This window comes from Ochrobactrum sp. PL_is501 (genome assembly GCF_055816895.1).
This window is the reverse complement of record NZ_JBVPGR010000031.1, coordinates 98,266-123,397: the sequence shown is the minus strand read 5'-3', so window position 1 is coordinate 123,397 and position 25,132 is coordinate 98,266. Positions and strand designations below refer to the sequence as shown.

Annotated in this window: 28 protein-coding genes; 8 read left to right on the top strand and 20 right to left on the bottom strand. The window is 58.1% G+C overall.

Translation table 11 applies throughout. The annotated features are described in order from the left end of the window. Positions 1 to 184 precede the first annotated feature (184 nt). The 3 genes from purQ to purC form a co-directional block, all read right to left on the bottom strand. A complete protein-coding gene (purQ, locus tag AC0TOF_RS06375; protein WP_473767583.1) occupies positions 185 to 856 on the bottom strand; it encodes a phosphoribosylformylglycinamidine synthase subunit PurQ in 672 nt (223 codons plus the stop codon). A gap of 22 nt (positions 857 to 878) precedes the next feature. Further along, a complete protein-coding gene (gene purS, locus AC0TOF_RS06370; RefSeq protein ID WP_008935658.1) occupies positions 879 to 1,121 on the bottom strand; it encodes a phosphoribosylformylglycinamidine synthase subunit PurS in 243 nt (80 codons plus the stop codon). 119 nt (positions 1,122 to 1,240) lie between these two features. Continuing rightward, positions 1,241 to 2,005 (bottom strand): phosphoribosylaminoimidazolesuccinocarboxamide synthase, encoded by a 765-nt coding sequence (gene purC, locus AC0TOF_RS06365; RefSeq protein ID WP_122000138.1) that lies wholly within the window; start codon positions 2,003 to 2,005, stop codon positions 1,241 to 1,243. Positions 2,006 to 2,261: 256 nt separating this feature from the next. Here purC and AC0TOF_RS06360 point away from each other — a divergent pair, with 256 nt between their 5' ends. After that, positions 2,262 to 2,585: a DUF1476 domain-containing protein gene (locus AC0TOF_RS06360; protein ID WP_121982563.1), complete on the top strand. Its 324-nt coding sequence runs from the start codon at positions 2,262 to 2,264 to the stop codon at positions 2,583 to 2,585. 61 nt (positions 2,586 to 2,646) lie between these two features. After that, on the top strand, positions 2,647 to 3,414 hold the full coding sequence (locus AC0TOF_RS06355; RefSeq protein ID WP_473767672.1) for an HpcH/HpaI aldolase family protein: 768 nt from the start codon (positions 2,647 to 2,649) through the stop codon (positions 3,412 to 3,414). Between the two features lie 70 nt (positions 3,415 to 3,484). On the opposite strand, the gene AC0TOF_RS06350 is transcribed toward AC0TOF_RS06355, so the two are convergent. After that, positions 3,485 to 4,051: an alpha/beta hydrolase gene (locus tag AC0TOF_RS06350; RefSeq protein ID WP_473767582.1), complete on the bottom strand. Its 567-nt coding sequence runs from the start codon at positions 4,049 to 4,051 to the stop codon at positions 3,485 to 3,487. 265 nt (positions 4,052 to 4,316) lie between these two features. Between AC0TOF_RS06350 and AC0TOF_RS06345 the strand changes: the two genes are divergently transcribed. Then, positions 4,317 to 5,273, top strand: coding sequence for a VOC family protein (locus tag AC0TOF_RS06345; RefSeq protein WP_473767581.1), 957 nt, complete (start codon positions 4,317 to 4,319; stop codon positions 5,271 to 5,273). A gap of 327 nt (positions 5,274 to 5,600) precedes the next feature. Here AC0TOF_RS06345 and purB read toward each other — a convergent pair whose 3' ends face one another. The 8 genes from purB to AC0TOF_RS06305 form a co-directional block, all read right to left on the bottom strand. Beyond that, a complete protein-coding gene (purB, locus tag AC0TOF_RS06340; protein WP_473767580.1) occupies positions 5,601 to 6,902 on the bottom strand; it encodes an adenylosuccinate lyase in 1,302 nt (433 codons plus the stop codon). Positions 6,903 to 6,927: 25 nt separating this feature from the next. Next, the gene (rpe, locus tag AC0TOF_RS06335) at positions 6,928 to 7,605 is read right to left on the bottom strand and encodes a ribulose-phosphate 3-epimerase (RefSeq protein WP_112587914.1); all 678 of its coding nucleotides are present in this window, start codon (positions 7,603 to 7,605) and stop codon (positions 6,928 to 6,930) included. Positions 7,606 to 7,656: 51 nt separating this feature from the next. Next, positions 7,657 to 8,583 carry a lipid A biosynthesis lauroyl acyltransferase gene (locus AC0TOF_RS06330; protein ID WP_176023230.1) on the bottom strand — a complete coding sequence of 309 codons (927 nt, stop codon included), beginning with the start codon at positions 8,581 to 8,583 and terminating at the stop codon, positions 7,657 to 7,659. An 11-nt stretch (positions 8,584 to 8,594) separates the two neighbouring features. Further along, positions 8,595 to 9,623, bottom strand: coding sequence for a zinc-binding dehydrogenase (locus AC0TOF_RS06325; RefSeq protein WP_122000248.1), 1,029 nt, complete (start codon positions 9,621 to 9,623; stop codon positions 8,595 to 8,597). Positions 9,624 to 9,703: 80 nt separating this feature from the next. Beyond that, positions 9,704 to 10,981 carry a beta-ketoacyl-ACP synthase gene (locus AC0TOF_RS06320; RefSeq protein WP_473767579.1) on the bottom strand — a complete coding sequence of 426 codons (1,278 nt, stop codon included), beginning with the start codon at positions 10,979 to 10,981 and terminating at the stop codon, positions 9,704 to 9,706. A gap of 1 nt (position 10,982) precedes the next feature. Continuing rightward, a complete protein-coding gene (locus AC0TOF_RS06315; RefSeq protein WP_473767578.1) occupies positions 10,983 to 12,164 on the bottom strand; it encodes a beta-ketoacyl-ACP synthase in 1,182 nt (393 codons plus the stop codon). 97 nt (positions 12,165 to 12,261) lie between these two features. After that, positions 12,262 to 12,543, bottom strand: coding sequence for an acyl carrier protein (locus AC0TOF_RS06310; protein ID WP_121982570.1), 282 nt, complete (start codon positions 12,541 to 12,543; stop codon positions 12,262 to 12,264). A 213-nt stretch (positions 12,544 to 12,756) separates the two neighbouring features. Continuing rightward, the gene (locus AC0TOF_RS06305; protein ID WP_473767577.1) at positions 12,757 to 13,515 is read right to left on the bottom strand and encodes a glycoside hydrolase family 108 protein; all 759 of its coding nucleotides are present in this window, start codon (positions 13,513 to 13,515) and stop codon (positions 12,757 to 12,759) included. A gap of 219 nt (positions 13,516 to 13,734) precedes the next feature. On the opposite strand from AC0TOF_RS06305, the gene AC0TOF_RS06300 reads away from it, so the two are divergent. Further along, the gene (locus tag AC0TOF_RS06300) at positions 13,735 to 14,757 is read left to right on the top strand and encodes an aldose epimerase family protein (protein WP_473767576.1); all 1,023 of its coding nucleotides are present in this window, start codon (positions 13,735 to 13,737) and stop codon (positions 14,755 to 14,757) included. Between the two features lie 64 nt (positions 14,758 to 14,821). Here the strand turns inward: AC0TOF_RS06300 and AC0TOF_RS06295 are convergent, their stop codons facing one another. Further along, positions 14,822 to 15,739 (bottom strand): sugar kinase, encoded by a 918-nt coding sequence (locus tag AC0TOF_RS06295; protein ID WP_473767575.1) that lies wholly within the window; start codon positions 15,737 to 15,739, stop codon positions 14,822 to 14,824. Positions 15,740 to 15,964: 225 nt separating this feature from the next. Between AC0TOF_RS06295 and AC0TOF_RS06290 the strand changes: the two genes are divergently transcribed. Then, positions 15,965 to 16,696, top strand: coding sequence for a DUF1045 domain-containing protein (locus AC0TOF_RS06290; protein WP_473767574.1), 732 nt, complete (start codon positions 15,965 to 15,967; stop codon positions 16,694 to 16,696). A gap of 3 nt (positions 16,697 to 16,699) precedes the next feature. After that, a complete protein-coding gene (locus AC0TOF_RS06285; protein ID WP_473767573.1) occupies positions 16,700 to 17,839 on the top strand; it encodes an alpha-D-ribose 1-methylphosphonate 5-triphosphate diphosphatase in 1,140 nt (379 codons plus the stop codon). On the opposite strand, the gene AC0TOF_RS06280 is transcribed toward AC0TOF_RS06285, so the two are convergent. Then, positions 17,836 to 18,519, bottom strand: coding sequence for an HAD family hydrolase (locus tag AC0TOF_RS06280; RefSeq protein WP_122000150.1), 684 nt, complete (start codon positions 18,517 to 18,519; stop codon positions 17,836 to 17,838). The two genes, AC0TOF_RS06285 and AC0TOF_RS06280, sit on opposite strands and share 4 nt — an antisense overlap. Positions 18,520 to 18,881: 362 nt before the next feature. Here AC0TOF_RS06280 and dusA point away from each other — a divergent pair, with 362 nt between their 5' ends. After that, complete coding sequence (gene dusA / locus AC0TOF_RS06275) at positions 18,882 to 19,895, top strand: tRNA dihydrouridine(20/20a) synthase DusA (RefSeq protein WP_473767572.1); 1,014 nt, start codon at positions 18,882 to 18,884, stop codon at positions 19,893 to 19,895. Here the strand turns inward: dusA and AC0TOF_RS06270 are convergent. Genes AC0TOF_RS06270 through AC0TOF_RS06260 form a run of 3 tightly spaced genes read right to left on the bottom strand, consistent with a single transcriptional unit; the run spans position 19,892 to position 21,591 of the window. Continuing rightward, the gene (locus AC0TOF_RS06270) at positions 19,892 to 20,596 is read right to left on the bottom strand and encodes a retropepsin-like aspartic protease family protein (protein WP_122000152.1); all 705 of its coding nucleotides are present in this window, start codon (positions 20,594 to 20,596) and stop codon (positions 19,892 to 19,894) included. The genes dusA and AC0TOF_RS06270 overlap by 4 nt on opposite strands. Next, positions 20,596 to 20,790 carry a DUF1289 domain-containing protein gene (locus AC0TOF_RS06265; protein ID WP_122000153.1) on the bottom strand — a complete coding sequence of 65 codons (195 nt, stop codon included), beginning with the start codon at positions 20,788 to 20,790 and terminating at the stop codon, positions 20,596 to 20,598. The genes AC0TOF_RS06270 and AC0TOF_RS06265 overlap by 1 nt, the downstream gene beginning before the upstream one ends. An 18-nt stretch (positions 20,791 to 20,808) precedes the next feature. Next, positions 20,809 to 21,591, bottom strand: a complete 783-nt coding sequence (locus AC0TOF_RS06260) for an adenosylcobinamide-GDP ribazoletransferase (RefSeq protein WP_473767571.1) — start codon at positions 21,589 to 21,591, stop codon at positions 20,809 to 20,811. 151 nt (positions 21,592 to 21,742) lie between these two features. Between AC0TOF_RS06260 and cobT the strand changes: the two genes are divergently transcribed. Then, positions 21,743 to 22,762: a nicotinate-nucleotide--dimethylbenzimidazole phosphoribosyltransferase gene (gene cobT / locus AC0TOF_RS06255; RefSeq protein ID WP_473767570.1), complete on the top strand. Its 1,020-nt coding sequence runs from the start codon at positions 21,743 to 21,745 to the stop codon at positions 22,760 to 22,762. A gap of 100 nt (positions 22,763 to 22,862) precedes the next feature. Here the strand turns inward: cobT and AC0TOF_RS06250 are convergent, their stop codons facing one another. The 3 genes from AC0TOF_RS06250 to AC0TOF_RS06240 form a co-directional block, all read right to left on the bottom strand. Next, on the bottom strand, positions 22,863 to 23,342 hold the full coding sequence (locus tag AC0TOF_RS06250; RefSeq protein WP_122000156.1) for an Lrp/AsnC family transcriptional regulator: 480 nt from the start codon (positions 23,340 to 23,342) through the stop codon (positions 22,863 to 22,865). A 128-nt stretch (positions 23,343 to 23,470) separates the two neighbouring features. Continuing rightward, a complete protein-coding gene (locus tag AC0TOF_RS06245; protein WP_122000157.1) occupies positions 23,471 to 24,112 on the bottom strand; it encodes a uracil-DNA glycosylase family protein in 642 nt (213 codons plus the stop codon). After that, positions 24,112 to 24,777: a thermonuclease family protein gene (locus AC0TOF_RS06240; RefSeq protein WP_473767569.1), complete on the bottom strand. Its 666-nt coding sequence runs from the start codon at positions 24,775 to 24,777 to the stop codon at positions 24,112 to 24,114. Before AC0TOF_RS06240 ends, AC0TOF_RS06245 begins: the two co-directional genes overlap by 1 nt. Between the last annotated feature and the right edge of the window lie 355 nt (positions 24,778 to 25,132).

Below are 25,132 nucleotides of genomic sequence, written 5' to 3'. Positions count from 1 at the left end.
GTGCCGGGAAAACGCACGAAACAAGTATGAAGGCGACCCCGACGGTTTGTCCTTTGTCAAAGGTCTCCTGAAGCCAAGCTGCCACGAAACACGGTGCTTTGCCAGTGCAGTTTTGAGGCGCAGCAGGCGCAATAAAAAAGGCGGCTCGATGGGAGCCGCCTTTTCCGTTCATATGTCAGCCAGCTTACGCCGCGATGCCGAGTGCGCCCGCAAAAAGCGCCCGGCCATCAACACCGCCATGGGCCGCTTCGATCAGGTTTTCCGGGTGCGGCATCATGCCGAGCACATTGCCGCGTGCATTGACGATGCCGGCGATGTCGTTGACCGACCCGTTCGGATTGGTGCCTTCGGCATAGCGGAACACGACCTGGCCTTCGCCTTCAATGCGCTTCAGCGTTTCGGCATCGGCGAAATAATTGCCGTCATGATGCGCAACCGGGCAGCGGATGATCTGGCCCGGCTGGTAGCCACGCGTGAACGACGTGTTGGCGTTGGTCACTTCGAGCTTCACTTCGCGGCAGACGAATTTCAGCGAGGCGTTGCGCATCAGCGCGCCCGGCAGAAGTCCGGCTTCGACGAGGATCTGGAAGCCGTTGCAGACGCCCATGACCATGACGCCCTTTTCGGCCTTCTCGCGGACGGCCTGCATGACAGGCATACGGGCTGCAATGGCGCCGCAACGCAGATAGTCGCCATAGGAGAAGCCACCGGGAATGAGGATCAGGTCCACATCGTCGGGAATGCTGGTGTCAGTCTGCCAGACGGTCACCGGAGCCTGTCCGGTGATCTTGGTCAGCGCAGCGATCATGTCGCGATCGCGATTGAGACCGGGAAGGAGAATGACTGCGGATTTCATGGCGACTGCTTCCTTATTGGGCTCAGGCGATGGCGATAGAATAATCTTCAATCACGGTGTTGGCGAGCAGCTTCTCGCACATGGCTTTCAGGTCTGCTTCGGCCTTGGCCTTGTCCGAGCCTTCCAGTTCCAGATCGAACACCTTGCCCTGACGTGCGGAGCTGACGCCGTCGAAACCGAGGCTGCCGAGCGCGCCGACGATTGCCTTGCCCTGCGGGTCGAGAACGCCGTTTTTCAGTGTAACGGTGACGCGTGCCTTGATCACTCTGTAGTTCCTGCAATTTTAGAACGAATGAAACAGCCCGGAAGGGTTGTTTTGGCATGATCTGGTCCGAAAAACCGTGTCGACCTTTCGGGATCATGCCCTTCCGGGCTGGGCGGATATTATTTCACGAGCGTTGGGCCGGATGGGCGCGGCGTGTCGTTCTCGTTCATGATGCCGAGACGGCGCGCAACTTCCTGATAGGCCTCGACCAGCCCGCCCATATCGCGGCGGAAACGGTCCTTGTCGAGCTTGTCATTGGTGGTGATATCCCAAAGACGAGCTGAATCCGGCGAAATCTCGTCGGCGACGACGATGCGCATCATGTCGCCTTCCCACAGGCGACCGCATTCCATCTTGAAGTCGACAAGCTGGATGCCGATGCCGAGGAACAGGCCGGTGAGGAAGTCGTTGACGCGAATGGCGAGCGCCATGATGTCGTCGATTTCCGGCGGGCTTGCCCAGCCGAAAGCCGTGATATGCTCTTCGGTGACCATCGGGTCATCGAGCGCGTCGGCCTTGTAATAGAACTCGATGATCGAGCGCGGCAGGATGGTGCCTTCTTCCAGGCCAAGGCGCTTGGCCAGCGAACCGGCGGCCACATTGCGCACAACCACTTCAAGCGGAATGATTTCCACTTCCTTGATCAGCTGCTCACGCATGTTGAGGCGGCGGATGAAGTGCGTCGGAATGCCGATGCGGTTGAGCTGGGTGAAGATATGTTCGGAAATGCGGTTGTTCAGCACGCCTTTTCCGTCGATGACTTCATGCTTCTTTGCATTGAAGGCAGTTGCATCATCTTTGAAGAATTGGACTAACGTACCGGGTTCAGGGCCTTCGTAAAGAATCTTGGCCTTGCCCTCGTAAATACGGCGGCGACGGTTCATGGCTTTTCTCGGATTTCCATATTTATGGTGATCGGCTCTCAGCCGCTATTCTCGCGGGCTACCTATAGCAATTGTGGGCTTTTAACAATCCTGCTTTGTGCCCGTTCCCCCGTTTTCGGCGTTTCTGACGCAAGTTTACGTATGAGTCGCAAGAAAGTAGTCTTTAAGCCCTTGTATAATCTTGCGCCCCTTGCCAGCTTTAGGCAAGAGAACGGATGACGATCTCTTCTAACTTGTAAGTCTGGGAGCTTTAGGAATGACCACTGGCATGGATGATCGCCGCGACGCTTTTGAAAAGAAATTCGCGCTTGATGCGGAACTGCGCTTCAAGGCGGAGGCACGCCGCAACAAGCTTCTGGGACTCTGGGCCGCAGACCAGCTTGGCAAGAAGGATGCGGAGGCGGAAGCCTATGCCAAGGAAGTCGTTGCCGCCGACTTCGAGGAAGCCGGTGACGAGGATGTTTTCCGCAAGATCCGTGCCGACTTCGATGCTGCCAATGTCAGCGTAGCCGATGAAGCAATCCGCGAGAAGATGTTCGCTTTCCTTGAGGAAGCCATTCGTCAGGTGAAGCAGGATTGATGAATAATTCAGGGCGGATGTGCCGGTGGCATTTCCGCCCTGAGCTTATGAAATGAAGGAAATTCGAATGTCGTTGTCGTCGCGCCTTCGCGCCGGGGAAACAGTGCTTTCCGCATGGTCCTCCCTTCCTGAACCCCTGACGGTCGAAATTCTCGCCCATAGCGCTTTCGACGCCGTAACGCTCGACATGCAGCATGGCGGCCACGATGAGGCGAGCGTGCTTCGCTCGCTGGGCCTTATCCTGAATGCGGGCAAGCCGCCCGTCGTGCGCATTCCCGTCGGCCGTTTCGACATGGCAAGCCGCGCGCTGGATTTCGGCGCGCAGGCGGTCATCGCCCCGATGATCAATTCGGTCGAGGATGCGCGCCGGTTTGCAGCCGCCATGAAATATCCGCCGGTGGGCGAGCGTTCATGGGGCGTGTTCCGGGCCAATGCGGATTACGGCACGCCGGGTTCCAACGATTATCTGACGACCGCAAATCACGACACACTTGCTTTCGCGATGATCGAAACGCGAGACGCCTATGATGCGCTGGATGCCATTCTGGACGTGCGCGGCATCGATGGCGTTTTCGTAGGACCGGCGGATTTCTCCATCGCCTGGAGCAATGGACGCGAGGCCAATCCACATTCGGATGCGATTGTGGAGCCGATCGGCAATATTGCGCGCAAGGCAATTGCGGCTGGCAAGTTTGCAGGCATCTATTCGCCGACTGCGGAATTTGCGCGCCGCTACATTCCGCTTGGCTTCCGCTTCCTGACGCTCAGCAATGATGGCGGCTATATCCGCCTCGCAGCCGAAACGCTGACAAAAGCGGTTCGCGATTAAACTCGTCGTAATAGACAAGACGGAAAAGGCGGGCTCGGGGCCCGCCTTTTTCATGCAATTTGCACAAAGATCAGTGGTGCTTGGGCGGCTGTAGCTGCGTCATGAACTCGGCAAATACCATCGAGCCTTCCGGCCATGGGCCATGACCGGATTCCGAATTGATATGTCCGGATTCGCCGGCATCGATCAGCATCGCGCCCCAGTCCTTCACGACATCTTCCGCGGCTTCAAAGCTGGAGAAGGGATCGTTGCGGCTGACAACGGTGATCGTCGGGAACGGCAGGGGGTCACGCGGGTAGGGACCGAACGTCATCAGGTGTTTGGGCCTGATCTTGTCATTGGAAACATCCGGCGGCGCAACAAAAAACGCGCCCGCAATCTTGTGCTGGATATGCGGCAGCGCATGAACGGCAGTGGCGACACCCAGCGAATGCGCAACCAGAACAATCGGCCTGGTGGCGGCATTGGCGGCCTTTACCACTTCACCGATCCAGTCTTCACGAACTGGCTTGGTCCATTCGGCCTGCTGTACGCGCCGCGCCGTCGAGAGTTTGCTCTCCCAGCGGGTCTGCCAGTGATCGGGGCCGGAATTGGTATAGCCGGGGATGATGAGGATATCTGCGTCTTTGACTTTCATGGCTCCCCATTTAGAGAGGCTTTGTGACTTCTTCAAGCGGCGCGTATCGCGTGCAACGCATAGAAGGCATGTGAATGATGAACAGCCTGTTCGCTGATCGCGATCTTGTGAAACACGCTCCAAATGGTGATGTTTAGGGCGCATCCCGAAAAGTGTGAAACGGTTTTCGGAACAAGATGCGCGCCAACAGTTAGAGTTCGGACATGATCCCAATCAGATCGAAATGCGCTCCGGACCAGATTTGAAACGCGACGGAGTCAATGGCATGGCAATCAGCAGACGTAAGGTCCTCGGCGCTGCCGGGACTGCTGTCATGGCCCACATTCTTCCTGTTCGCGCAGAAATGCCGTCGAAGGAGGGCGACATGACACAGCAACTGAGAGCAACGGCAGTCGAAACCGAACGCCCGGTCGCTCCGCTTCCTTTCGCAATGACCACGCCAATGCGTGTGGCGCGCGTCGGCCTCAAGGCGCGCGATGCTGAAACGCTGGCTGAATATTATCGTGACGTCGTCGGCTTGCGAGAAATGACCCGCCGCGGCGCATCGATTGTACTTGGTGCAGGCGACCGCGAACTGATGGAAATAGAGCAGTTTTCAGCCGCCAAGCCGGATGATCCGCGCAGCGCCGGTCTTTATCACACCGCGTTTTTGCTGCCCACGCGAGGAGACCTTGCGCGCTGGTCGCGCCGCGCCATCGATAAACAACTGCCGGTCAGCGGCGCGTCGGATCACAAGGTGAGCGAAGCCATCTATCTGACCGACCCCGAAGGCAACGGCATCGAAATCTATACCGACCGTCCGCACGACCAATGGCAATGGAATGGCGATCGCGTGGCCATGAGCACCGATCCGCTTGATGTCGGCAATTTGCTGGATGTCATCAAGCAGGAAGGCGGAGAATGGACCTTTGCGCCGCAGAACACGGTCGTGGGCCATGTTCACCTGCGCGTTGGTAATGCCCATGAAGCCGAAACCTTCTGGCACAATGAACTCGGCCTCGAAACCGTTCAGACCTATGGCGACCGGGCGGTTTTCATGTCCACCGGGCGCTATCACCACCATATCGCAGCCAATGCCTGGCAGAGCGCCGGTGCGGGAAAACGCGATATGGATCGCACTGGCCTTGCGTGGGTCGAGCTGGAGGATACGCGCGGCGGCGACAACAGCACATTCGTCGATCCGTGGGGCAATGTGGTCAATACGATCAAGACCAAAGCATAAAAGCTACGCCATTATGGATAATAAAAAGCCCCATGTTTTCAAAAACATGGGGCTTTTTTCGGATTCAATTTATGAGGCCCTCAAAGGGGCGCGGTCCAGATTTTGGTTATGGCGTGGCGAAAATGGTGGGTTTCGAGAACCGAAGCGGAGCGTACTCCCAAGCATAGCCCCGAAAAGTTGTAGACTTTTCGGATAAGGCTATGCGTCAGAGAAAACGACGTGAGCACCGGAAGCTTCGCATAATCTCGAAAAGTTGCAGACTTTTCGGATCAGATTATGCGACTGCAAAACTCAAGACGCCATTTGCAGCCCGCCAGAGCCGAAATCTCAACCGAAGACGCGTTTGAAAATCGTATCCACATGCTTGGTGTGGTAGCCGAGATCGAATTTTTCGCGGATATGTTCTTCGGAAAGCGCTGCGCGCACTTCCGTGTCGGCCAGCAGTTCTTCAAGGAAGTCGGCGCCCTGTTCCCAGACCTTCATGGCATTGCGCTGCACGAGACGATAAGCGTCTTCACGCGAAACGCCTGCCTGCGTCAGCGCCAGAAGCACGCGCTGCGAATGCACCAGGCCACGGAACTTGTTCATGTTTTTCAGCATGTTGTCCGGGTAGATCACCAGCTTTTCGATCACGCCAGCCAGACGATTGAGCGCGAAGTCGAGCGTGATGGTGGTGTCCGGGCCAATGGCGCGTTCGACGCTCGAATGGGAGATATCGCGTTCGTGCCAGAGGGCCACGTTTTCCATGGCAGGTGTTACCGACATGCGCACCAGACGGGCAAGGCCGGTCAGGTTTTCGGTCAGGACCGGATTGCGCTTGTGCGGCATGGCGGACGAACCCTTCTGGCCCGGCGAGAAGAATTCTTCTGCTTCCAGAACTTCGGTGCGCTGCATGTGGCGGATTTCGATGGCGATGTTTTCCATCGAGGAGGCGATGACGCCGAGCGTTGCGAAGAACATGGCGTGGCGGTCGCGCGGGATGACCTGTGTCGAGACAGGTTCCGCCTCAAGGCCAAGCTTGGCGCAGACATATTCTTCCACACGCGGGTCGATATTGGCGAAAGTGCCGACAGCGCCGGAAATAGCGCCTGTTGCGATTTCCGCACGGGCCGCAACGAGGCGGGCGCGGCCACGCGCCATCTCCGCATAGAAACGCGCAAAGGTGAGGCCCATCGTCGTCGGTTCTGCATGGATGCCATGGCTGCGACCAATGCGAACCGTATCCTTATGCTCGAAAGCGCGCTTCTTCAGGGCTTCCAGCACGCGGTCTATGTCGGCGAGCAGCAGATCGGCAGCGCGTACGAGCTGGACGTTGAGCGTGGTATCGAGCACGTCCGATGAGGTCATGCCCTGATGCACAAAACGGCTGTCCGGGCCGATGAATTCGGCCAGATGCGTCAGGAAGGCGATGACGTCATGCTTGGTGACGGCTTCGATCTCGTCGATGCGGGCGACGTCGAATTTCGCCACGCTGCCCTTTTCCCAGATGGTCTTTGCCGCGTCCTTTGGAATGACGCCCAGTTGCGCCAGCGCCTCGCAGGCATAGGCTTCGATCTCGAACCAGATGCGAAATTTCGTTTCTGGCGACCAGATGGCGACCATTTCAGGCCGGGAATAGCGCGGGATCATGGGCGTATCCTGTAGACGTGTGAGTTTAACGGTTGCGCGCAGCTTCGGCTGCGGCACGAATGGCATCGATATTGGCGCGGTAGCTCTCGACCGAATTGCCCTTGTAGACAGCCGAGCCGGCCACAAGAATGTTGGCGCCAGCGGCAACGACCGAGCCTGCGGTTTCAGGCGTGATGCCGCCATCGACTTCAATGTCGATAGGGCGGTCGCCGACCATTTCGCGGACGCGCTTGATCTTGTCGAGCATCGGGGCAATGAATTTCTGGCCGCCAAAGCCGGGATTGACGGTCATGACGAGGACGAGATCGACATCTTCGATGACGTTGGTCAGCGCTTCGGCAGGCGTTGCGGGGTTCAAAGCCAGACCGGCCTTCTTGCCGAGGGCGCGGATCGATTGCAGCGAGCGGTGCGTGTGCGGACCGGCTTCCGCATGAATTGTGATGAGATCGCAACCGGCATCGGCAAACGGCGCCAGATAGGGATCGCAAGGCGCAATCATCAGATGCGCATCGAAGAATGCCTTGGTGCGCGGACGGATCGCTTTCACCACTTGCGGGCCGAAAGTGATGTTCGGCACAAAATGCCCGTCCATGACGTCGATATGCACCCAGTCGGCACCGGCTTCCAGCACGGCGTCGACTTCTTCACCAAGGCGGGCGAAATCGGCGGAAAGGATGGACGGGGCGATGGCGATGGGGCGCATATGTGATCTCCGTAACTTTGGCCAGCCCCTAGCACATGAGGGGCGAGAATCCTATCCCCAGCGCTTGTGGAACCACATCCACTGGCCGGGATATTCGCGCACCCATGTTTCCACGGTATCGTTCAGAAGCTGCGCGGTTGCGGCTACATCGATCTCGCCCTTGTCGTCGCGCGGCAATTCCATGCGCTCGTAGAGTTCGAGGCGATAACGTCCGCCGGGAAGGCGGATGCAGCGCGCCGGATAGACGTCGCAATCATATTGGCGCGCAAGCTTGGCCAATAGCGGATTGGTCTTCACCGGACGATTGAAGAAAGTGGAAGGCACGCCGCGACGGAACTTCTGGTCCACCAGCATGCCGACATTGCCGCCTTCATCGAGGATATGCGCAAGCGACCATGCCGCACCGGCTTTCGACGGAACCAGATGGCCCATATTGGTGCGGCGCGCCTTCAGCACCTTGTCGGCGATATAGGGATTGTTCGGCGGACGAAAGAGGGCCGTGACATTGAGGCCAAAGGTGGCGGCACAGATCGGCAGAAGCTCGAAATTGCCGGTATGGGCGGTAAAGAAGATATGCGGCTTCTTCTCGTCGCGCAGGCGCTCGAAAATCGGAATGCCTTCCACTTCGACCAGCCCCGGCGTGGTTGCATGGGGATCGAAATCGAAGACCGCATCGAGGAAGATATATTCCGCGAAGAGGCGCGCCATCGAATCCCACATTTCGCGGGCGATATCCTCGATTTCAGCGTCGCTTTTCTCTGGATATGCCTGACGCAGATTATCGGTCGCCACCTTGTGGCGTGGCGTCAGCGGCCCGACCAGACGGGCCACCTTTGCCGAAAAGCTGATCGCTGCCTTCGCCGGGAACAGGCGCAGCAGGCCGAGCAGCAGAAATACGGCCTGTGCCCAGAGCCAGTAGTTGAACTGCTTCAGCTTGCGGGTCCAGCGGAAGAGCAAAAGTTTCAGCTTGAACATCATGGAATTGCGGCTCAGTCGATCTCAAGAATGATCTTGCCGAAGACGTCGCGGCCTTCCATGCGCTTCAGCGCCGTGTCGATATCGTTGAAGCCGACCACAGTGTCGATGACCGGATGCACGATGCCACGCGCCATTTTCTGCATGGCGTCGGCCATGTTTTCCATGCGGCAACCGAAGGAGCCGAAAATCTTGAGCTGCTGCTGGAAGAGCTGCATCAGGTTCATGTTGGTGGAAACGCCTGAGGTCGAGCCGCAGGTGACGAGACGCGCGCCGCGCTTCATGCACAGCATCGAACCCGCCCAGGTGTCCGCGCCCACATGCTCGAACACCACGTCCACGCCCTTTTTCTTGGTGAGCTTGCGCACCACACCTTCGAAGCGGTCTTCGCGGTAATTGATGACGTGATCGGCACCAAGCGCCTTGGCTTTCTCGATCTTGTCGTCGGAGCCGACAGTGGTGATGACCGTGCAGCCCATCTTCTTGGCAAGCTGGATCGCCGCCGTGCCGATGCCGGAGCCGCCAGCCTGAACGAGCACGGTTTCGCCGGGCTCAAGCTTGGCATTGTCGAACAGCATATGTTCCACCGTGCCGAAGGTAACAGGCGCGACAGCTGCGCCGATGGCGTCCACGCCGGGAGGGGCGGGAACGAGCAGGCGGGCAGGCAAGTTCACCGCTTCGCAGGCAAAGCCGTCGAGATGGAAACCATGCACGCCGCCGACATGCTCGCACAGATTGTCACGGCCTTCGCGGCAGGCGCGGCAAAGGCCGCAGGTGCGCGCACCATAGATCGAAACAAGCTGGCCGGGCAGGAGGTTGGAAACGCCGGGGCCGACAGCATCGACGATACCGGAGGCTTCCGCACCGATAACCAGCGGCATCTTGCGCTTGGCAAATGCCATGCCGCGCCAGCCCCACACGTCGATGTGGTTGAGCGCGACGGCCTTGATCCGCACGGTCACCTCGCCGATGCCGGGGGCGGGCGGCGGTGTGATATCGGTGATTTCAAGGCGGCGGTCATCGAGAAGCTGCAAGGCGCGCATGAAGTAATCCTTTTCAAGACATAATCCCGGAAACGGCGAACCGTCCGGGATCATGGGAAAATTCGTATTTGCCGGACCGATTAATTCGGATTTGCCGCCAAAACAAGGCTCGTATTCTGTCCGCCGAAACCAAACGAGTTGGAAAGCACGGCAGAAACCTCCGCCTGACGCTTCACATTCGGCACGACATCAAGCGGAATAGCGGGGTCCGGATTGTCGTAATTGATGGTCGGCGGCAGCGTGCCTGTCTGGATCGTCAGAAGCGAGAAGACGGCTTCGATGGCGCCCGCTGCGGTCAGCGTATGGCCGATCATCGACTTGTTGGAGGAAACCGGAATGGAGGCCAGCTTGTCGGCGAATACGGACGAAAGCGCCAGATATTCCATCTTGTCGTTTTCCGGCGTCGAGGTGCCGTGGGCGTTGATGTAGGAAATCTGGTCTTCGGTGAGACCGGCATCCGCAAGGGCGGCGCGCACCGTGCCGATGGCAGGCGAGGCATCCGGCTTGGAACGGGTGCGGTGGAAATCATCGGCCTTTTCGCCGCAACCGGCAAGAATGCCCAGAACCTTGGCGCCACGCGCAACCGCGCTTTCCAGCGATTCCATCACCAGAGCGCCAGAACCCTCCGACATGGCAAAGCCGTCGCGATCCTTGGAGAAGGGCTTGGAAGCCTTTTCCGGCTTATCGTTCTGGGTGGAAAGGGCCGACAGCAGCGAGAAGCGGATCAGCGCTTCGGCAGAGACGGAACCGTCGGTTCCGATAGAGAGAACCCGGTCGCTTTCGCCGCGACGGATGGCTTCCACGCCGAGCTGGATCGCGGTTGCGCCCGAGGCACACGCCGTCGACAGCGTGATCGGCAGGCCGCGCGTGCCGAAAGCTTCCGACAGGCGTTCGGCGATATAGCCAAACTGGGTGGTGTTGAAGAGGTCGTCCTGACGCGCGCGACGGCAGGCCTCCAGCAGAAGCTGATAGCTGGCCGGGCCTTCATTCTTCACGGTTGCATCAAGCGCAAAGCGGCTTTTCCAATCGAGTTCGACCGGGGGAGCCGCGAGAAACAGCGGGCCGCCGAAATCGGTCGATGAAAGGCCGGACTGGGCGAGGGCTTCCTCGCCAGCGAGCCGGGCCAGCGCTTCGGAAAGCGCCGATGCGCCCACATCGCTTTCAGGCAGGAAATCGACCGTGCCGGAAAAGCGCGTATTGAGATTGTCGGTCGGAAAGCGGGTGATGGTGTGGATGCCCGATTTCCCGCTGGTCAATGCAGCCCAGTTGTCTTCCTTGCCCTGACCGAGCGAGGAAACCACGCCAGCGCCGGTGATGGCGACAATGGGACGGCCGAGATGGTCTGTATATTTCGTCATCTTACACTCTCACCAGCTTTGCTGCGCCTTCGGCACGCGTGGCGCCGACGATGGTGACAATTGCTTCGCTGATCGGGCCACTGGCGTCCTTTTCGGAAGCATCCAGCGGCGCGAAAGCCTCGCCCTTCCAGACGGAAATGGCTGCAAGCGCCAGCGCCAGCGGGAACTGCGCCTCGCGCATGTGGCCGGTCAAGCCGGAAATGCCGCGATAGGCTGCCGACAGGGCGTCCAGTGCGGTTTTCTCCGCGCCGGTCGCTTCATGCGCGCCGGAAGCGCCGGAAACAACATAGGACGGTTCCTTGCCGTCATTGGCAGCAAGCACGAGTTCGCGGATCGTGTTGGCAAGGTCGGCATTGTCGCGGCGGATCTGTGCGCTTTCAATCCCGGTCACTTCCGCATAGGCGCGCGCGCCACGCTTTGCGGCGTGATCGGCGCTTTCCAGAACGAGGAACACGCCGCCGGAACCGGAAACCATGCCGCCGCCTGCCGAACCGTCGCGGCTCCATAGCGGAGCCCAGCCGTCATGCTTGAGCAGGCCGCCAAGCTCATGGCCGAGAATCATGTCGAAATGTTCGGCATTGTAGGAGCCGCCAACCAGTGCGTGGGTGCTCTGGCCGGTGCGGATGCGTGCGGCTGCGGTCTCGATGGCCGAAAGGCCGGAACCTTCTTCGCCCATGAAGGTACGCGAGGAACCCGTAACCTTGTGCACGATGGAAATATTGCCTGCGAGCAGGTTGGAAAGCTGCGCCAGAAACAGGGTCGGGCGCAGTTCGGTCGAGAGTTTCTCGTTCAGCATGACGCCGCGATCATTGCGGGTGCGGCCTTCATCCAGAATCTGCATGTCGACGGTAATATCGCGCTCGCCGCCACCGGCTCCGACGACCATATCCATGGTCGCGCAGAGCGCCTCGTCATCCTTCATGCCCGCATCCTGAAGCGCCAGCCCGGCAGCGTAAGTGCCGAGGCGCTGCCAGGTTTCCATCTGGCGCTGGTCGCCGCGCTTTGGAATTTGCAGGCTCCAGTCCACTTCGCCGAGCGGATGAACCGTATAGGGCGCAAAGGCTTGCTTTTCGAGACGCGGTTCACTGCCAGCCTTCGAGAAAGCGTTCCAATGCACGTCTATCCCTTCGCCGAGCGAAGAAAGAATGCCGATGCCTGTGATGACGACTTTATTGTTCTGCATGAGTTGCGTTCTGCCCGTGCTGCTGAAACTGCTCCAGAAACGGAATCAGGGCGAACATTTCTGCCCACCCTTGAATACCGTCATATTATGCTCTGGCTCAGGCCTTCTTGGCTGCAACCAGCTCGTCGATTTTTGCGCAGAGGTTCTTGAGAACGAAATATTCCTCAGTAGGAACCTTGCCTTCGTTCACTTCCTGGGTCCACTGCTCAAGCGGAATCTTGATGCCGAAAGCCTTGTCGATAGCGAAGACGATGTCGAGGAAGTCGAGGCTGTCGATGCCCAGATCGTCGATGGTGTGGCTATCAGGCGTGATGGTGTCACGGTCGATTTCACTGGTTTCGGCGATGATGTCGGCGACTTTGTCAAAAGTAGAGGACAAGTTTCGATTCCTTTATTCATGGCGGTGCCACAGATGGCACGCATCTGACTGTTTGCGCGTGTCTAGCGTTTTTCCGGTGATAGGGAAAGTCATATTACTTTCACAAGCACCGGGCTTTCGAATGCGCATATAAGGCGCGCAACATGCGAAGCGCAACATAAAGGCAAACTCTTGTTTTGGAAATATTCTCAAAGCCCGGTTGTTGCGATGCCGTCAGGGTTCGCTTCTGACCCGCCTGATAAAGTACCATAGACCTACGGCAGCGCAGGCGATCATGATGATCGCAAGCGCATATTGCACCGGGCCATTCCCGGATACAATCGCCGCGAGGCCCGATGCGACGCTGCCCATTGTGCCCAGGGCTTCCGGATGCATCAAGGCAGATGTGAAGGCCGTATCGCCCTGGCGGGCTTTCGGTGCGACCTCGTTCATGACGGCGACCGGGCGTGGGACCGGCGATTTGTCGGCGAGCGCCAGCGCGCGCGAGCGTACCCGCTCGACACGGGCGAGCCAGCCTTTTCCGAAGGTCGATGCCGTCGACAGGCCTTTCAGCCAGGTTGCGCGGGCATCGCACAAGGCATTGATGATATCGCCGGCGGGCCGCATGTTCGCAGCCGCAACCGTCTTTGCGCCAATCACGCCATCCTCCGGTACGCCCAGAACGCCTTGCAGCATCTTTGCCGCGCGTCCGGGACCTGAATTGACTGCAAAGTCGAACACTGCGTAGTCGATGCCGGAAGGCAGGCTGTCGCCGTCGATCTTGTTCCAGAATTGCGCCTGATAGATTTTCGTGGCGGTCGCCTCTGTCAGGTTCTTTACGTCTTCAGGCGATACGCGATGCCCTTCCCACGCAGACAGGGTTGCGATGGTGATGCCCATATTGGTTGCGCCGCCGGGGTCGGCGGGGTTGTCGACATAGCCGCCTTCTTCACTAAAAACATAAGGCATGACTTTCTGGAAATTCGACTTCATTTGAAAAGCCTCTAAATTAGTCTTTAGCCATAATAATCAATAGTTTGAGCATCATCATAACATCAGTTTGCAGCGGGAAAACAGCCCGAAATGCATCGGTTATTCTGTTCGATCAAGTTTTGTTCAAAATCATTATTTGATCATCATGCATCTTGCGCCCCGCGCATGGATGCGGATTCATGGGCATCTCAACGCTGCATCATTTACAGGCGGGCAAACGTGAATTCGGAAATCTTTGGATATGCACCGGACGGGCAGGCGGTTCACCGGCTCACTATCTCCAACGGCCCGCTGACGGCCAAGATCATAAGCTGGGGCGCGGCCATTCAGGATTTGCGCATGGAAGGCCACGCAGCCCCGCTTGTGATCGGTTATCGCGACTTTGCCGATTATCCGGCGCATTCGCCGCATCTGGGGGCGATTGCAGGCCGTTCGGCCAACCGCATCCGCAATGCCCGGTTTGAACTGGACGGAACGACCTATGAGGTGGAGCCGAATTTTCAGGATCGCCATAACCTGCATGGCGGCAGCAAGGGATTGGGCAATCGTGTCTGGACGATAACCGCGACAGGCCCGGATTTCGTGACGCTTGCAACGGTGGCCGCGGATGGCGAAATGGGCTTTCCCGGCAATCTGAATGTAAGCTGCACCTACATGCTCAACGAGGAGGGAGCGCTGATCGTGCGGCTGGAGGCTGTGACCGACAAGCCGACTGTCTGCAACCTGCTGCATCACAGCTACTTCAATCTCGATGACGGCGGCGAGGGCGATATTCTCGACCACCAGCTTAAAATCGAGGCAGATGCCTATATGCCGGTCGACGAGGCTCTCATTCCGGACGGACGCGTTCTGCCGGTCAAAGGGACGCCATATGATTTCAGGGAGTTTCGCCCGATTCGCTTCGAGGAGAACGGCCATCAGGTCCAATATGACAGCAATTTCTGCCTCGCGGCGGCGCGGGGACCATTGCGTCCATGTGCGTCGGTGAAGGGCGCGCGTTCCGGCATTCGCCTCGATATTTCAACGACAGAGCCGGGTGTTCAGTTCTATGCTGGCAATACGATGGCCAATGATTGCATAGGCCTCACGGGCAAACCCTACGGAAAACATGCAGGATTCTGCCTGGAGCCGCAGATATGGCCCGGATCGCTGGAATATCCGTATTTCCCGCAGGCAATATTGCGTCCGGGCGAGATTTACGCCCAGACCAGCCATTTCAGCTTCTCACGCGACACGCTTTAAGTTTTTGTTTTCACGCATGTTTTTCTCCCCAAACCGGGGCCCACGTTGGGGAGACATGCTTTGATCAATCAGCAAAAGCGGCGCGTGCGGTTTCCATTGGAGCAAGCGCGCCGCGTATCTCGACCACGCGGGCCGCAACCAAGTGCGCCTTGCGGGCTGCTTCCACGGGAGAAAGCCCGTTCAGGCGCGCAGCGAGATAGGCGCCGTTGAAACTGTCGCCTGCGCCCGTCGTGTCGACAGCTTGCGCAACGACGGATGGCACCAGCACTCTTTCACCGTCGGCGACAAGCAGGGCCGGTTCCGTGCCATCCTTGACGACGATTTCCTTTACGCCAAGTGCGGCAAGGCGGTCAGCGCAGGCGCTGGCATCCTTGTCGCCGAACAGCGCCTGTTCGTCCGGGAAGGTGGGCAGGGCAATATCGGCGATGCGCATTGCTTCGCTGATGATATCCTGTGCGGCCTTGCGGTCCGGCCATAGCTGGTGCCGGAAATTCGGGTCGAAGGCAATGCGCGAACCGGCGGCGCGGCATTGGCGCAGGACATCGAAAAACGTGTCGCGATGCTCGGGCAGGATGATGGCGACCGAAATGCCGGAAAAATAGATGATGTCGCGGCCGGTCAGGCTCTTTTCCAGCGCGTCGCGGTCACTGGCCAGACGCCTTGCAGCAGCGTCGCTGCGCCAATAGGTGAAGGAGCGCTCGGCACCGGTGAGCGTGATGGCGTAAAGGCCGGGATGCAGCCCGTCGATGATCGGGCTATGGGCTATACCGATACCGTTGGAGGTCAGGAACACACGTTGTTTCTGGGAAAAACTGTCCTGGCCGAACGCGGTTACATATTCGACGGGATAGGATTTTTCCATCAGCGCCCGCATGTACCACGCAGTGTTGAGCGTATCGCCCGCAAACCCCATGCGCCACTGGTCGCCTTCGTTGCCCGAAAGCTCGATCATGCATTCGCCGATAGATGCAAATCCGCCCATGTCAGTCTCCTCGCTTGAAACGGGGCTAACGCCTATACTAATTTTCGCCCATGTAAAATCGGTTTGTCGGCATTTCGTCAGCAGTGTCATGTGACCTTTATCGACTTGCCACATTCATTGTGTAAGCATCCGCCGACCGCATCGCCCTTAGAATCGGGAAATGCTCTCGTTGATATTTTGGAGTTCCGCTGACGCCGTGTCGCGAACCTCGCCTAAGGATTTGACATGCGTTATGCGATTTATTTCACGCCGCCATCCAATGATGCGCTTTTGAAGGTTGCCGCGAACTGGCTCGGGCGCAATGCGTTCAGCGGCGAGCCGGTCAAGATGCCTGCGATTCGCTCGCTTGCGACCGATGAAATCGTCCGGCTGACCGAAGAGCCGCGCCGCTACGGTTTTCATGCGACGATGAAGGCTCCGTTTCGTCTGGATGAGCAACACGCCGAAAACGACCTGCTTTCGGCCTTGATGCATTTCGCCTCGTCGGCGTCGCCCGTCATCATTCCGCGTCTCAAGCTGCACGCAATCGGGCCGTTCTTCGCGCTTGTGCCGGAAGAGCCGGTTGCCGAATTGAACCAGCTCGCCAATGATGTCGTCGTTGCTTTCGACCGGTTTCGCGCCCCGCTCAACGAGGCGGAAATTGCGAAGCGACGGCCGGAGCGCCTCAGCGAGGCACAGCGGCACAATATCGAGCGCTGGGGCTATCCTTATGTTTTTGAGGAGTTCCGCTTTCATATGACGCTGACCGGCCCGGTGGAAGAGAAAGACCGCGCCCGCGTGGAGCGAACGCTGGACGACTTCTTCACGCCGCTGCTGGGCGATGCCGTGGAGGTTGCGAACCTCGCTTTGTTCGTGGAACCTGAGAAAGGTGCTCCTTTCGAGATACATTCGCTGCATCCTCTGACCGGCGGCAAGGTTACATCGGCCCGGGCCTCACGAGCGGTTGGGAGGCCGTAACCGATGGGAAATGAAACGGTTTTGCGCAACGCCCGCATCGTGCTTGCCGACGATGTCGTGCTCGGTTCCCTGAAGCTCGTGGATGGCAAGATTGCCGATATCTCTACCGGCGCATCAAGCCTCGGCGAGGATATGGAAGGCGATTTCCTGACGCCCGGACTGGTAGAGCTGCACACGGATCATCTCGAAGGGCACTATGCTCCGCGTCCAAAAGTGCGCTGGAACCCGATTGCCGCCGTGCAGGCGCATGACGCCCAGATTGCCGCCTCCGGGATCACCACTGTTTTCGACGCATTGCGCATCGGCTTCGATGACGATGCCGAGACAGGTATCGACGATATGCGCAAGCTTTCTTCGGCGATTGCCGAGGGCCGCGCGGCTGGCCGCTTGCGCGCCGACCATTTCCTGCATTTGCGTTGTGAGGTTTCGGCACCCGACTGCCTTCCGGCCTTTGAAAAATTCGGCGCTCAGCCGCTGGTCAGGCTGGTATCCCTGATGGACCATGCGCCGGGACAGCGTCAGTTTACGGATATCGAGACCTACAAGACCTATTTCATCCGCAAGCTGAAATTCTCGGAAGAAGAGTTCAGGCTCTATTGCGAGCGGCGTATCGGGCAATCGCAGCAATATTCAGCGCCAACGCGCAAGGCGATTGCTGACCTCTGCCACCAGCGCGGCGTTATTCTGGCAAGCCATGATGACGCGACGGTGGACCATGTGGCGGAAGCGCAGGCGCAGGGAATAAAGGTTGCGGAATTTCCCACGACACACACGGCTGCGAAGGCGTCAAAGGAGTCCGGAATGTCGGTTCTCATGGGCGCGCCAAATGTCGTGCGCGGCGGTTCGCATTCGGGAAATGTCTCCGCGCGCGAACTGGCCGAAGCTGGAAATCTCGACATTATTTCGTCGGACTACATCCCGGCCAGCATGATGCAATCAGCGTTTTTCCTCGCGGATGTCGTCCCGAATATCTCACTGCCGCAAGCCATTCGGCTGGTTTCGGCCAACCCTGCCAAAGCGGTAGGGCTGGATGATCGCGGCGAGATCGTTGCGGGCAAGCGGGCCGATCTGGTTCGGGTGCAGATCGCCGACCATGTTCCGATCATCCGCACCGTCTGGCGGGAAGGACGGCGGGTTATTTAACCCACCGAGATTGGCGTGGTCGGTTCCAGCGCCAGCTTGCCATCGTCCAGAATGTCGAGTCGAAGATAGCGATAGCTTTCAATGCTGAGATGGGATGTTTTCGGGGAATGCGGGTGCGTTGCCGTCACCACGACGACGCTCGCACCGGCAGTTTCTCCGGCAACGATACCGGCTGGGGCATCCTCGAACACAAGGCAATCACGCGCATCGAAGCCAAGACGTTTCGCTCCGAGCTGGAAGCATTCAGGGCTTGGCTTGCCACGCTCCACGTCTTCGGCGGAAACAATCGTCTTCGGCATCGGCAACCCGGCGGCAGCGATGCGACGGCGCGCCAGTTCGAGCGGCGCCGAGGTTACAATTGCCCAGCGATCTTCCGGCAGCGCGCTCAGAAACTCATGGGCGCCGTCGATGGGCGCGATGCCTTCCAGATCCGCCATCTCGGCCTGAAGCAATATTTCCGCCTCGCGGATCGGGTCGACACCCGGCAGGGCAAGGCGGCGGACAGTTTCCACTGCGCGAACACCGTGGATGGTCGGCAGGAACGTAACCGGATCGATGCCGTGGCGTATCGCCCATTCGGCCCACACCCGTTCGGTTGCCTCGATGGAACTCAATATCGTGCCGTCCATGTCGAACAGAAACGCATCGAATGATTTGCCGAAAGGGGAAAAGGAGGTCACGCCGAATTTCCTTGAACTGGAGCATGTCTCCCGAAAGTGGGAACCGGTTTCGGGATAAAGACATGCATAAAACAGAAAGATAGAGCATTTTCAAAACAGGAAATGCTCGCGCAGATGAGAATCGGGAGAATGCTTCTGCACTCAATCATAGTGCGTCTTGAACGAGAAGACAGTCGTGGAGGGAGCAGACTTTGTCTCTGGTGTGAATTTTTCTGCGCTTCACTATATAAAGCGCTGGTGACCGCGATAGCGGCGAAACTTGATCATTTCGATCAATTGTGGCTTTTGGCACCCTTCCGAATTTAAATAAATGCCGAAAGCGCCGATTGCGACTGAATCGCATTCTCAGGATTGTTGTATAAATGACTGAAATAAAATCAAAAAGCTGCAACTATCCCGATATCCGCTTTGCGGTTGCGCCGATGATCGATTGGTCTGACAGGCATTGCCGTTATTTTCACAGGCTCTTTTCCAGACACGCATTGCTCTATACCGAAATGGTCGTGGCAGACGCCATCATTCATGGCCCGCGTGACCGGCTGCTCGGCTTCGACGCAGCCGAACATCCCGTGGCGCTGCAACTCGGCGGTTCCGACCCGGTAAAGCTGACAGAGGCGGCGAAGATCGGCGCCGATTACGGCTATGATGAAATCAATCTCAATGTCGGTTGCCCGTCGGACCGCGTACAGTCAGGCACATTCGGAGCGTGCCTCATGCAGACGCCGGATGTGGTGGCGCGCTGTGTTTCAGCAATGAAAGAGGCGGTTTCCATACCCGTTACCGTCAAATGCCGTATCGGCGTTGACGATCAGGATGTGGAGGTTGCGCTCGATACTTTGGCCGATCTCACGCTTGCCGCGGGAGCGGACGCGCTTTGGGTCCACGCTCGCAAGGCCTGGCTCAAAGGGTTGTCGCCTAAGGAAAACCGCGAGATTCCGCCGCTCGACTACGATCGTGTCTACCGCCTCAAGGAGCGGCTGAGCGATGTTTTCGTCGGCATCAACGGCGGCATCAATACGCTGGATGAGGCGCAAGCGCATTTGCGGAAGGTCGATGCGGTGATGCTGGGCCGCGCTGCTTATCATAACCCCGAACTTCTCGCAGAGGTGGATGCGCGTCTGTATGGGGTTGAGAAGGGGCAAATTGCCATGGCGGACATCATCGATGATATGTGCGCCTATATTGATCGCCACATCGCAGCAGGCGGCAGGCTTTCCCATGTGAGCCGCCATATGGTGGGGCTTTTCACCGGACAGCCGGGTGCACGGCGCTGGCGGCAGATTCTTTCGACGGATGCCACCAAGCCGGGAGCAACCAGCGATGTTCTGCGTCAGGCCTATGCGGTGGTGACTGAAGCGGCAGCAGAAGCAGCTTAATCAATTAGAATAAGCTGGTCGCCCCGGACGGTGAAACCGCCGAGTGTTTGCAGGAAATTCATGCCGAGCAGGCTGCCGGTCATCAGACCTTCCCTGGTCACCATGGCGCGCACATTCTGGCGTTCGATATCGCCAATCTGCAAAGTCGCAATAGTGATGACTGCCGCGCTTGCCGTGCCATTGGCCGTCATGATCGGAACGGAATAGTTGAGCGAGGCCGTGTCTATGCCTGCGCGCTCCGCATCTTGCTGTGACAGGACGACCGATGATGCGCCGGTATCGACCAGAAAGTGAACGCGTTCGCCGTTCACACGTCCATTCACTTCGAAATGGCCGTTTGCGGCCTTTGCAAGCGTTACAGTCAGCGCGCCATCGGCATTGCGGCCCGAGATAGGGCTTCCGGGGATCAATCCAGCCGTGACCCGGCTTGCAACATCCTGCAACTCGTAACGGTATTGGTAGCCCGCAACGAGGCCGAGAATGATCACGGCCCACATGGCCATGTTGCGTGCAAAGTCGGTCAGCTTGATGCCGGAGCCGAGCAGACCGGCGGCAAGCACGACGCCCCATATGCCCAGATAGGCTGCGCGGGCAAACACGTCATTGTCCATGCCCAGCGTTGAACCGCCGTCATTGTTGGACATCAGCAGCAGCACAACAATCGCGACTGCCGCAATAATGAGCCAGAAAAAGCGCCCCATCAGCCAATTCTCTTTTCTACGATGGTCTCATGCCTGTCGGCGAGAAGGGACAGGACGGCCATTCGCTCTTCCGCGCTCATGCTGGACCAGCGTGCGATCTCATCCAGCGTCCGCGCGCAGCCGAGGCAGAAGCCGGTTTCGGTGTCGATCGTGCAGACCAATATGCACGGGGATTCGATGGTTGTCGTGTCCATGGGTGCAATGTGGTTGCATCAAAGGGCCATGACAAGCCCGGCGAGAACGGCAATCGAACCGATCTGCTGTGCCGCGCCCAGAGTGTCGCCCGTTTGTCCGCCTATTTTTGCCATGCAAAGTCGAGCAAAGCCGAAAAGCAGGACGGTCACCAACACCAGCGCATTGATGAGCGAGAGGAAGCCGCCAGAAGGCATGAGTGTAAAGACAAGAACGGCCAGCCCGATTCCCGAGCCGCAAACCACGGTCTCCCATTGCGGCTGGCCAACACTGTCGGACAACCCGCCAGGGCGCGCCGAGGGCAGGGCGTGCCAGAATGCCAGCATGCCAGCGCGGCTTGCCGCTTCACCGCCAATCAGCGCAAGCACTGCGTATCCTGCACCCGCATGATCGATGATCTCCATAAGGAAAGACGCTTTCACGCCGACAAAGATGATCAGGGTGAGCGCGGCGAAAGTCCCGATGCGGGAATCCTTCATGATATCCAACCGGCGATCAGCGGAAGAGGCTCCAAAAAAGCCATCGGCTGTATCGCCAAGACCGTCTTCATGAAGCGCGCCGGTCATCGCCGTCAAGGCGCCAATCGCGAGCAGCGCGCAGGCAAGGGGCGGCAGCTTCATTTCATGAGTCGCATAAAGCACAATGCCAGCCAGCAGGCCCAGAACCGCTCCGGCGAGGGGAAAGGCACGGGCATTGCGCGGCAACGAATCATCGCCGTTCTCGAACCAGCCTCGCGGAAGCGGGAGGCGGCTTAGAAAGCCCAGAGACCGGATCGTGTCGCCAAGGAGACTATTTCGCTGCAAGTGACTGTTCCACTTTGTTTCCGAAACGGATTTTCGCGATAATTCGCCTCAATGTTGCTTCAACTCAAAGAGGTGATTTGAAAATTCGCGTCAGTGCTTATAGGACGAGCCCAACGATTTTACACCTCCCATCATTGATTGGACTGAACCTATGAGCGCCAGCGGCCTACCTTTTGACGATTTCCGGGAACTGATCCGCAATCTGCCGGGGCCTGATCTGGGCGCGGAAAGGGCCGTCCGCGAACGCGAAGCTACGCTGACCAAGCCTGCTGGCTCGCTTGGACGCATGGAAGAGATCGTGGCATGGCTTGCCGCATGGACGGGCAAGCGCACGCCGCAGATCAACCGCCCGCTGGTCGCGGTCTTCGCTGGCAATCACGGCGTTACGGCCAAGAATATCACGCCGTTTCCGCCAAGCGTCACGGCACAGATGGTCGAGAATTTTGCCGCCGGTGGCGCTGCCATCAACCAGATCTGCATCGCCAACGATCTCGGCCTGAAAGTTTTCGATCTGGCGCTGGAACATCCGACCGGGGACATTACAGAAGAACCTGCCATGGATGAGCGCACCTGTGCTGCGACCATGGCCTTTGGCATGGAAGCGATTGCTGGCGGAACCGATCTCCTGTGCATAGGCGAAATGGGTATCGGCAATACCACGATCGCGGCGGCTATCGCGCTCGCGCTTTTCGGCGGAACGGCGGAAGATTGGGTTGGACCAGGCACGGGCTCGACGGGTGAACTGCTTGAACGCAAGCTTGCCGCCGTGCGTAAGGCGGTTGCGCTCCATCAGACGCATCTCGGCGATCCGCTGGAGGTGTTGAGCCGTCTTGGCGGCCGTGAAGTTGCCGCCATGGCTGGCGCAATTCTGGCCGCGCGCATGGAGAAAATTCCGGTCATCGTCGACGGCTTCGTGGCAAGCGCTGCCGCAGCGGTCCTTTATGCTGCCAATCCGGAAGCCATCGATCATTGCCTGTTCGGTCATGTTTCCGCCGAGCCGGGCCATCGCAAGCTGCTGGAAAAGATGGGCAAGGAGCCGCTTCTCGATATGGGGATGCGTCTTGGTGAAGGAACCGGCGCTGCTCTCGCTGCCGGTATCGTCAAGGCGGCCGCACTTTGCCATAGCGGTATGGCGACGTTCGAACAGGCTGGAATATCCGGCGCGAAATAACGCTCGCCAGATCATCAAAAAAGCCCGCCATTTTGGCGGGCTTTTCTTTTAAAACAAATATTTAGAGCGGTTCCTCGATTCCGTTTTAACTGGAGCTGCGCTAGTTGTTATCTTTGTCGAGCACCATGTAATCGAGCGGCAGTTCGGTCGTGTACTTGATCTGCTCCATGGCGAAGGATGAAGATACGTCGCGAATTTCGATCTTGCTGATCAGGCGCTTGTAGAAGGCGTCATAGGCGGCAATATCCGGCACGGCCACGCGCAGCAGATAATCGACGTCGCCGCTCATACGGTAGAATTCGATCACTTCAGGAAATTCCTGAACCACTTCGGAAAAGCGCTTCAGCCATTCGTGGCTGTGCGAGCTTGTGCGCACCGATACGAACACCGTGACCCGCGCATTAACGCGGGCGGGATCGAGAATGGCGACGCGGCGCTTGATGACGCCATCTTCCTCGAGTTTCTGGATGCGGCGCCAGCATGGCGTTGTGGAAAGGCCAACTTTCTTGGCAACGTCTGCCACAGCAAGTGTCGCGTCTTCCTGCAATAAGCGCAGTATCTTCCTGTCTAGCCTGTCCATGCGTTTCCGTTCCCGGTTTTAGAAATCGTTTCCCGAACTTTGCGAATAGGTGAAACGTCATACCTTATGGTTCGCAATGAGCCGAAGTTACAGGAAAAATATTCTGATGAAAACGAATTGAGTAAAAATTATTTATCGCCACCCAGCAGATGACGGACTTTTGCCTGAAGAACAGGCACGACTTCAGCGTCAAACCACGGATTTCGCTTGAGCCAACCGCTGTTGCGCCAGGAAGGGTGAGGCAGGGGCAGCGCGATTCGTCCGGCCTGATTGGGGGCCTCCATGAAGTGCCGCCAGTTCTTCACGGTTTCAGTCAGGTTGCGGCCCCGATAGTCGGGCAGGTGATAGGCAAGGGCGTATTGTCCAACAACAAGAATGAATTCCAGCTGCGGCATCGCAGCGAAAACGTGGTCATGCCACGTCTGGCGGCATTCGCGGCGCGGCGGAAGATCGCCGCCATGTTTGTCATAGCCGGGGAAGCAGAAGCCCATCGGAACGATGGCGAAGCGTGACGGATCATAGAACTCTTCGCGTGACACGCCGAGCCATTGCCGCAGCCGATCCCCGGACGGATCGTTGAACGGCAGCGAAGTATTGTGCACCCGGACGCCTGGAGCCTGACCGCAAATGGCTATTTTCGCTGTATCGGAGACGATGCAGACAGGATTGGGTTCGTGCGGCAAGGGCGGCTGAAACCGCGGTGTGTCGCGGCAGATGCGGCAAGCCCGGATCGAGTGTTTGAGCTCGTCCAGTTTTTCCATGAATTCCATCAGCTCCGGGGATAAATCATTTCAATGAGATTGCGAATGTGTTCCCTTATATAGGTAAACGCATCGCGTATTACAGCCAGGGGCGGTTTGTGCTCGATTGGCTGTTCAATGTGCTGGTTGTGATGCTCCTTGCGCCACAGTGACGGTTGCTCGAATTTTCCGGCCCATATGCCGCGCTGGCTGCGGCGCGCATCTCTTTCCTCACGCTGATAATCGCCATAGGAGACGGCCCATCCCTGTTCGACCATCCAGCCATTGAGATCGGTTTCTGCAAGATAACAGCGAGCCAGCTCGCGGCCATACTGATCCCGTCCTTCCTTCTCACAGCGAATCGAGGACTTGCCGATTCTGGATCGCAATATGTTGCGAGCCTCCCTGCCGCAATCATAAGGCGTGCCGCCCTGCACGCATTGCTGTTGCATCTCCGGCGCGTCGATACCCTTGAGGCGTATATGGATCTTGCCAAGGATGACTGTGTCGCCGTCGATTACATAGACCGGGCCGGTCAATGCCTCTCTGGGTGCCGGTTGGATCGGCAGATAGGCGATCAGCAGGGCTAAAAAAGAAAAAAGTAATATAGTCAATAAGATACTGCGAAAACTTATGCCGTTGCTTTTGCGGGGCTGGCGATAGGGACGCCTGTAGGGGCGGCGGTATTTGCTCATAGGTGGCTTTCCGGCTCCATGGCATCCTTCATTTGCGACAGAGTGTGAGCTCGCGTGGCTCGCGTCAACTTGGGTAAATTGTTGGTCACAACAACAGTCAGTTTGTTGTCAATTAGCAACAGTCTTTACCGATGCTTTAGGCTAGAAACAGCGAAGGCTCATTTTGCCCATTTCCCGCCACAAACAGGCGTCACCGATCAGCGGAAAGGCAGAAGCCTATAAAATATTGGGAGCCGCGAGCTCCGGCAGGACAGGCAGAAATGACGAAGGGCGCTTTGTTGCACGGCAAACAAATTGGAAACAGGATCAGCCCTGTTCGCGTACCTTTTATTCTTTCCAATGATGGTAAGGCTTT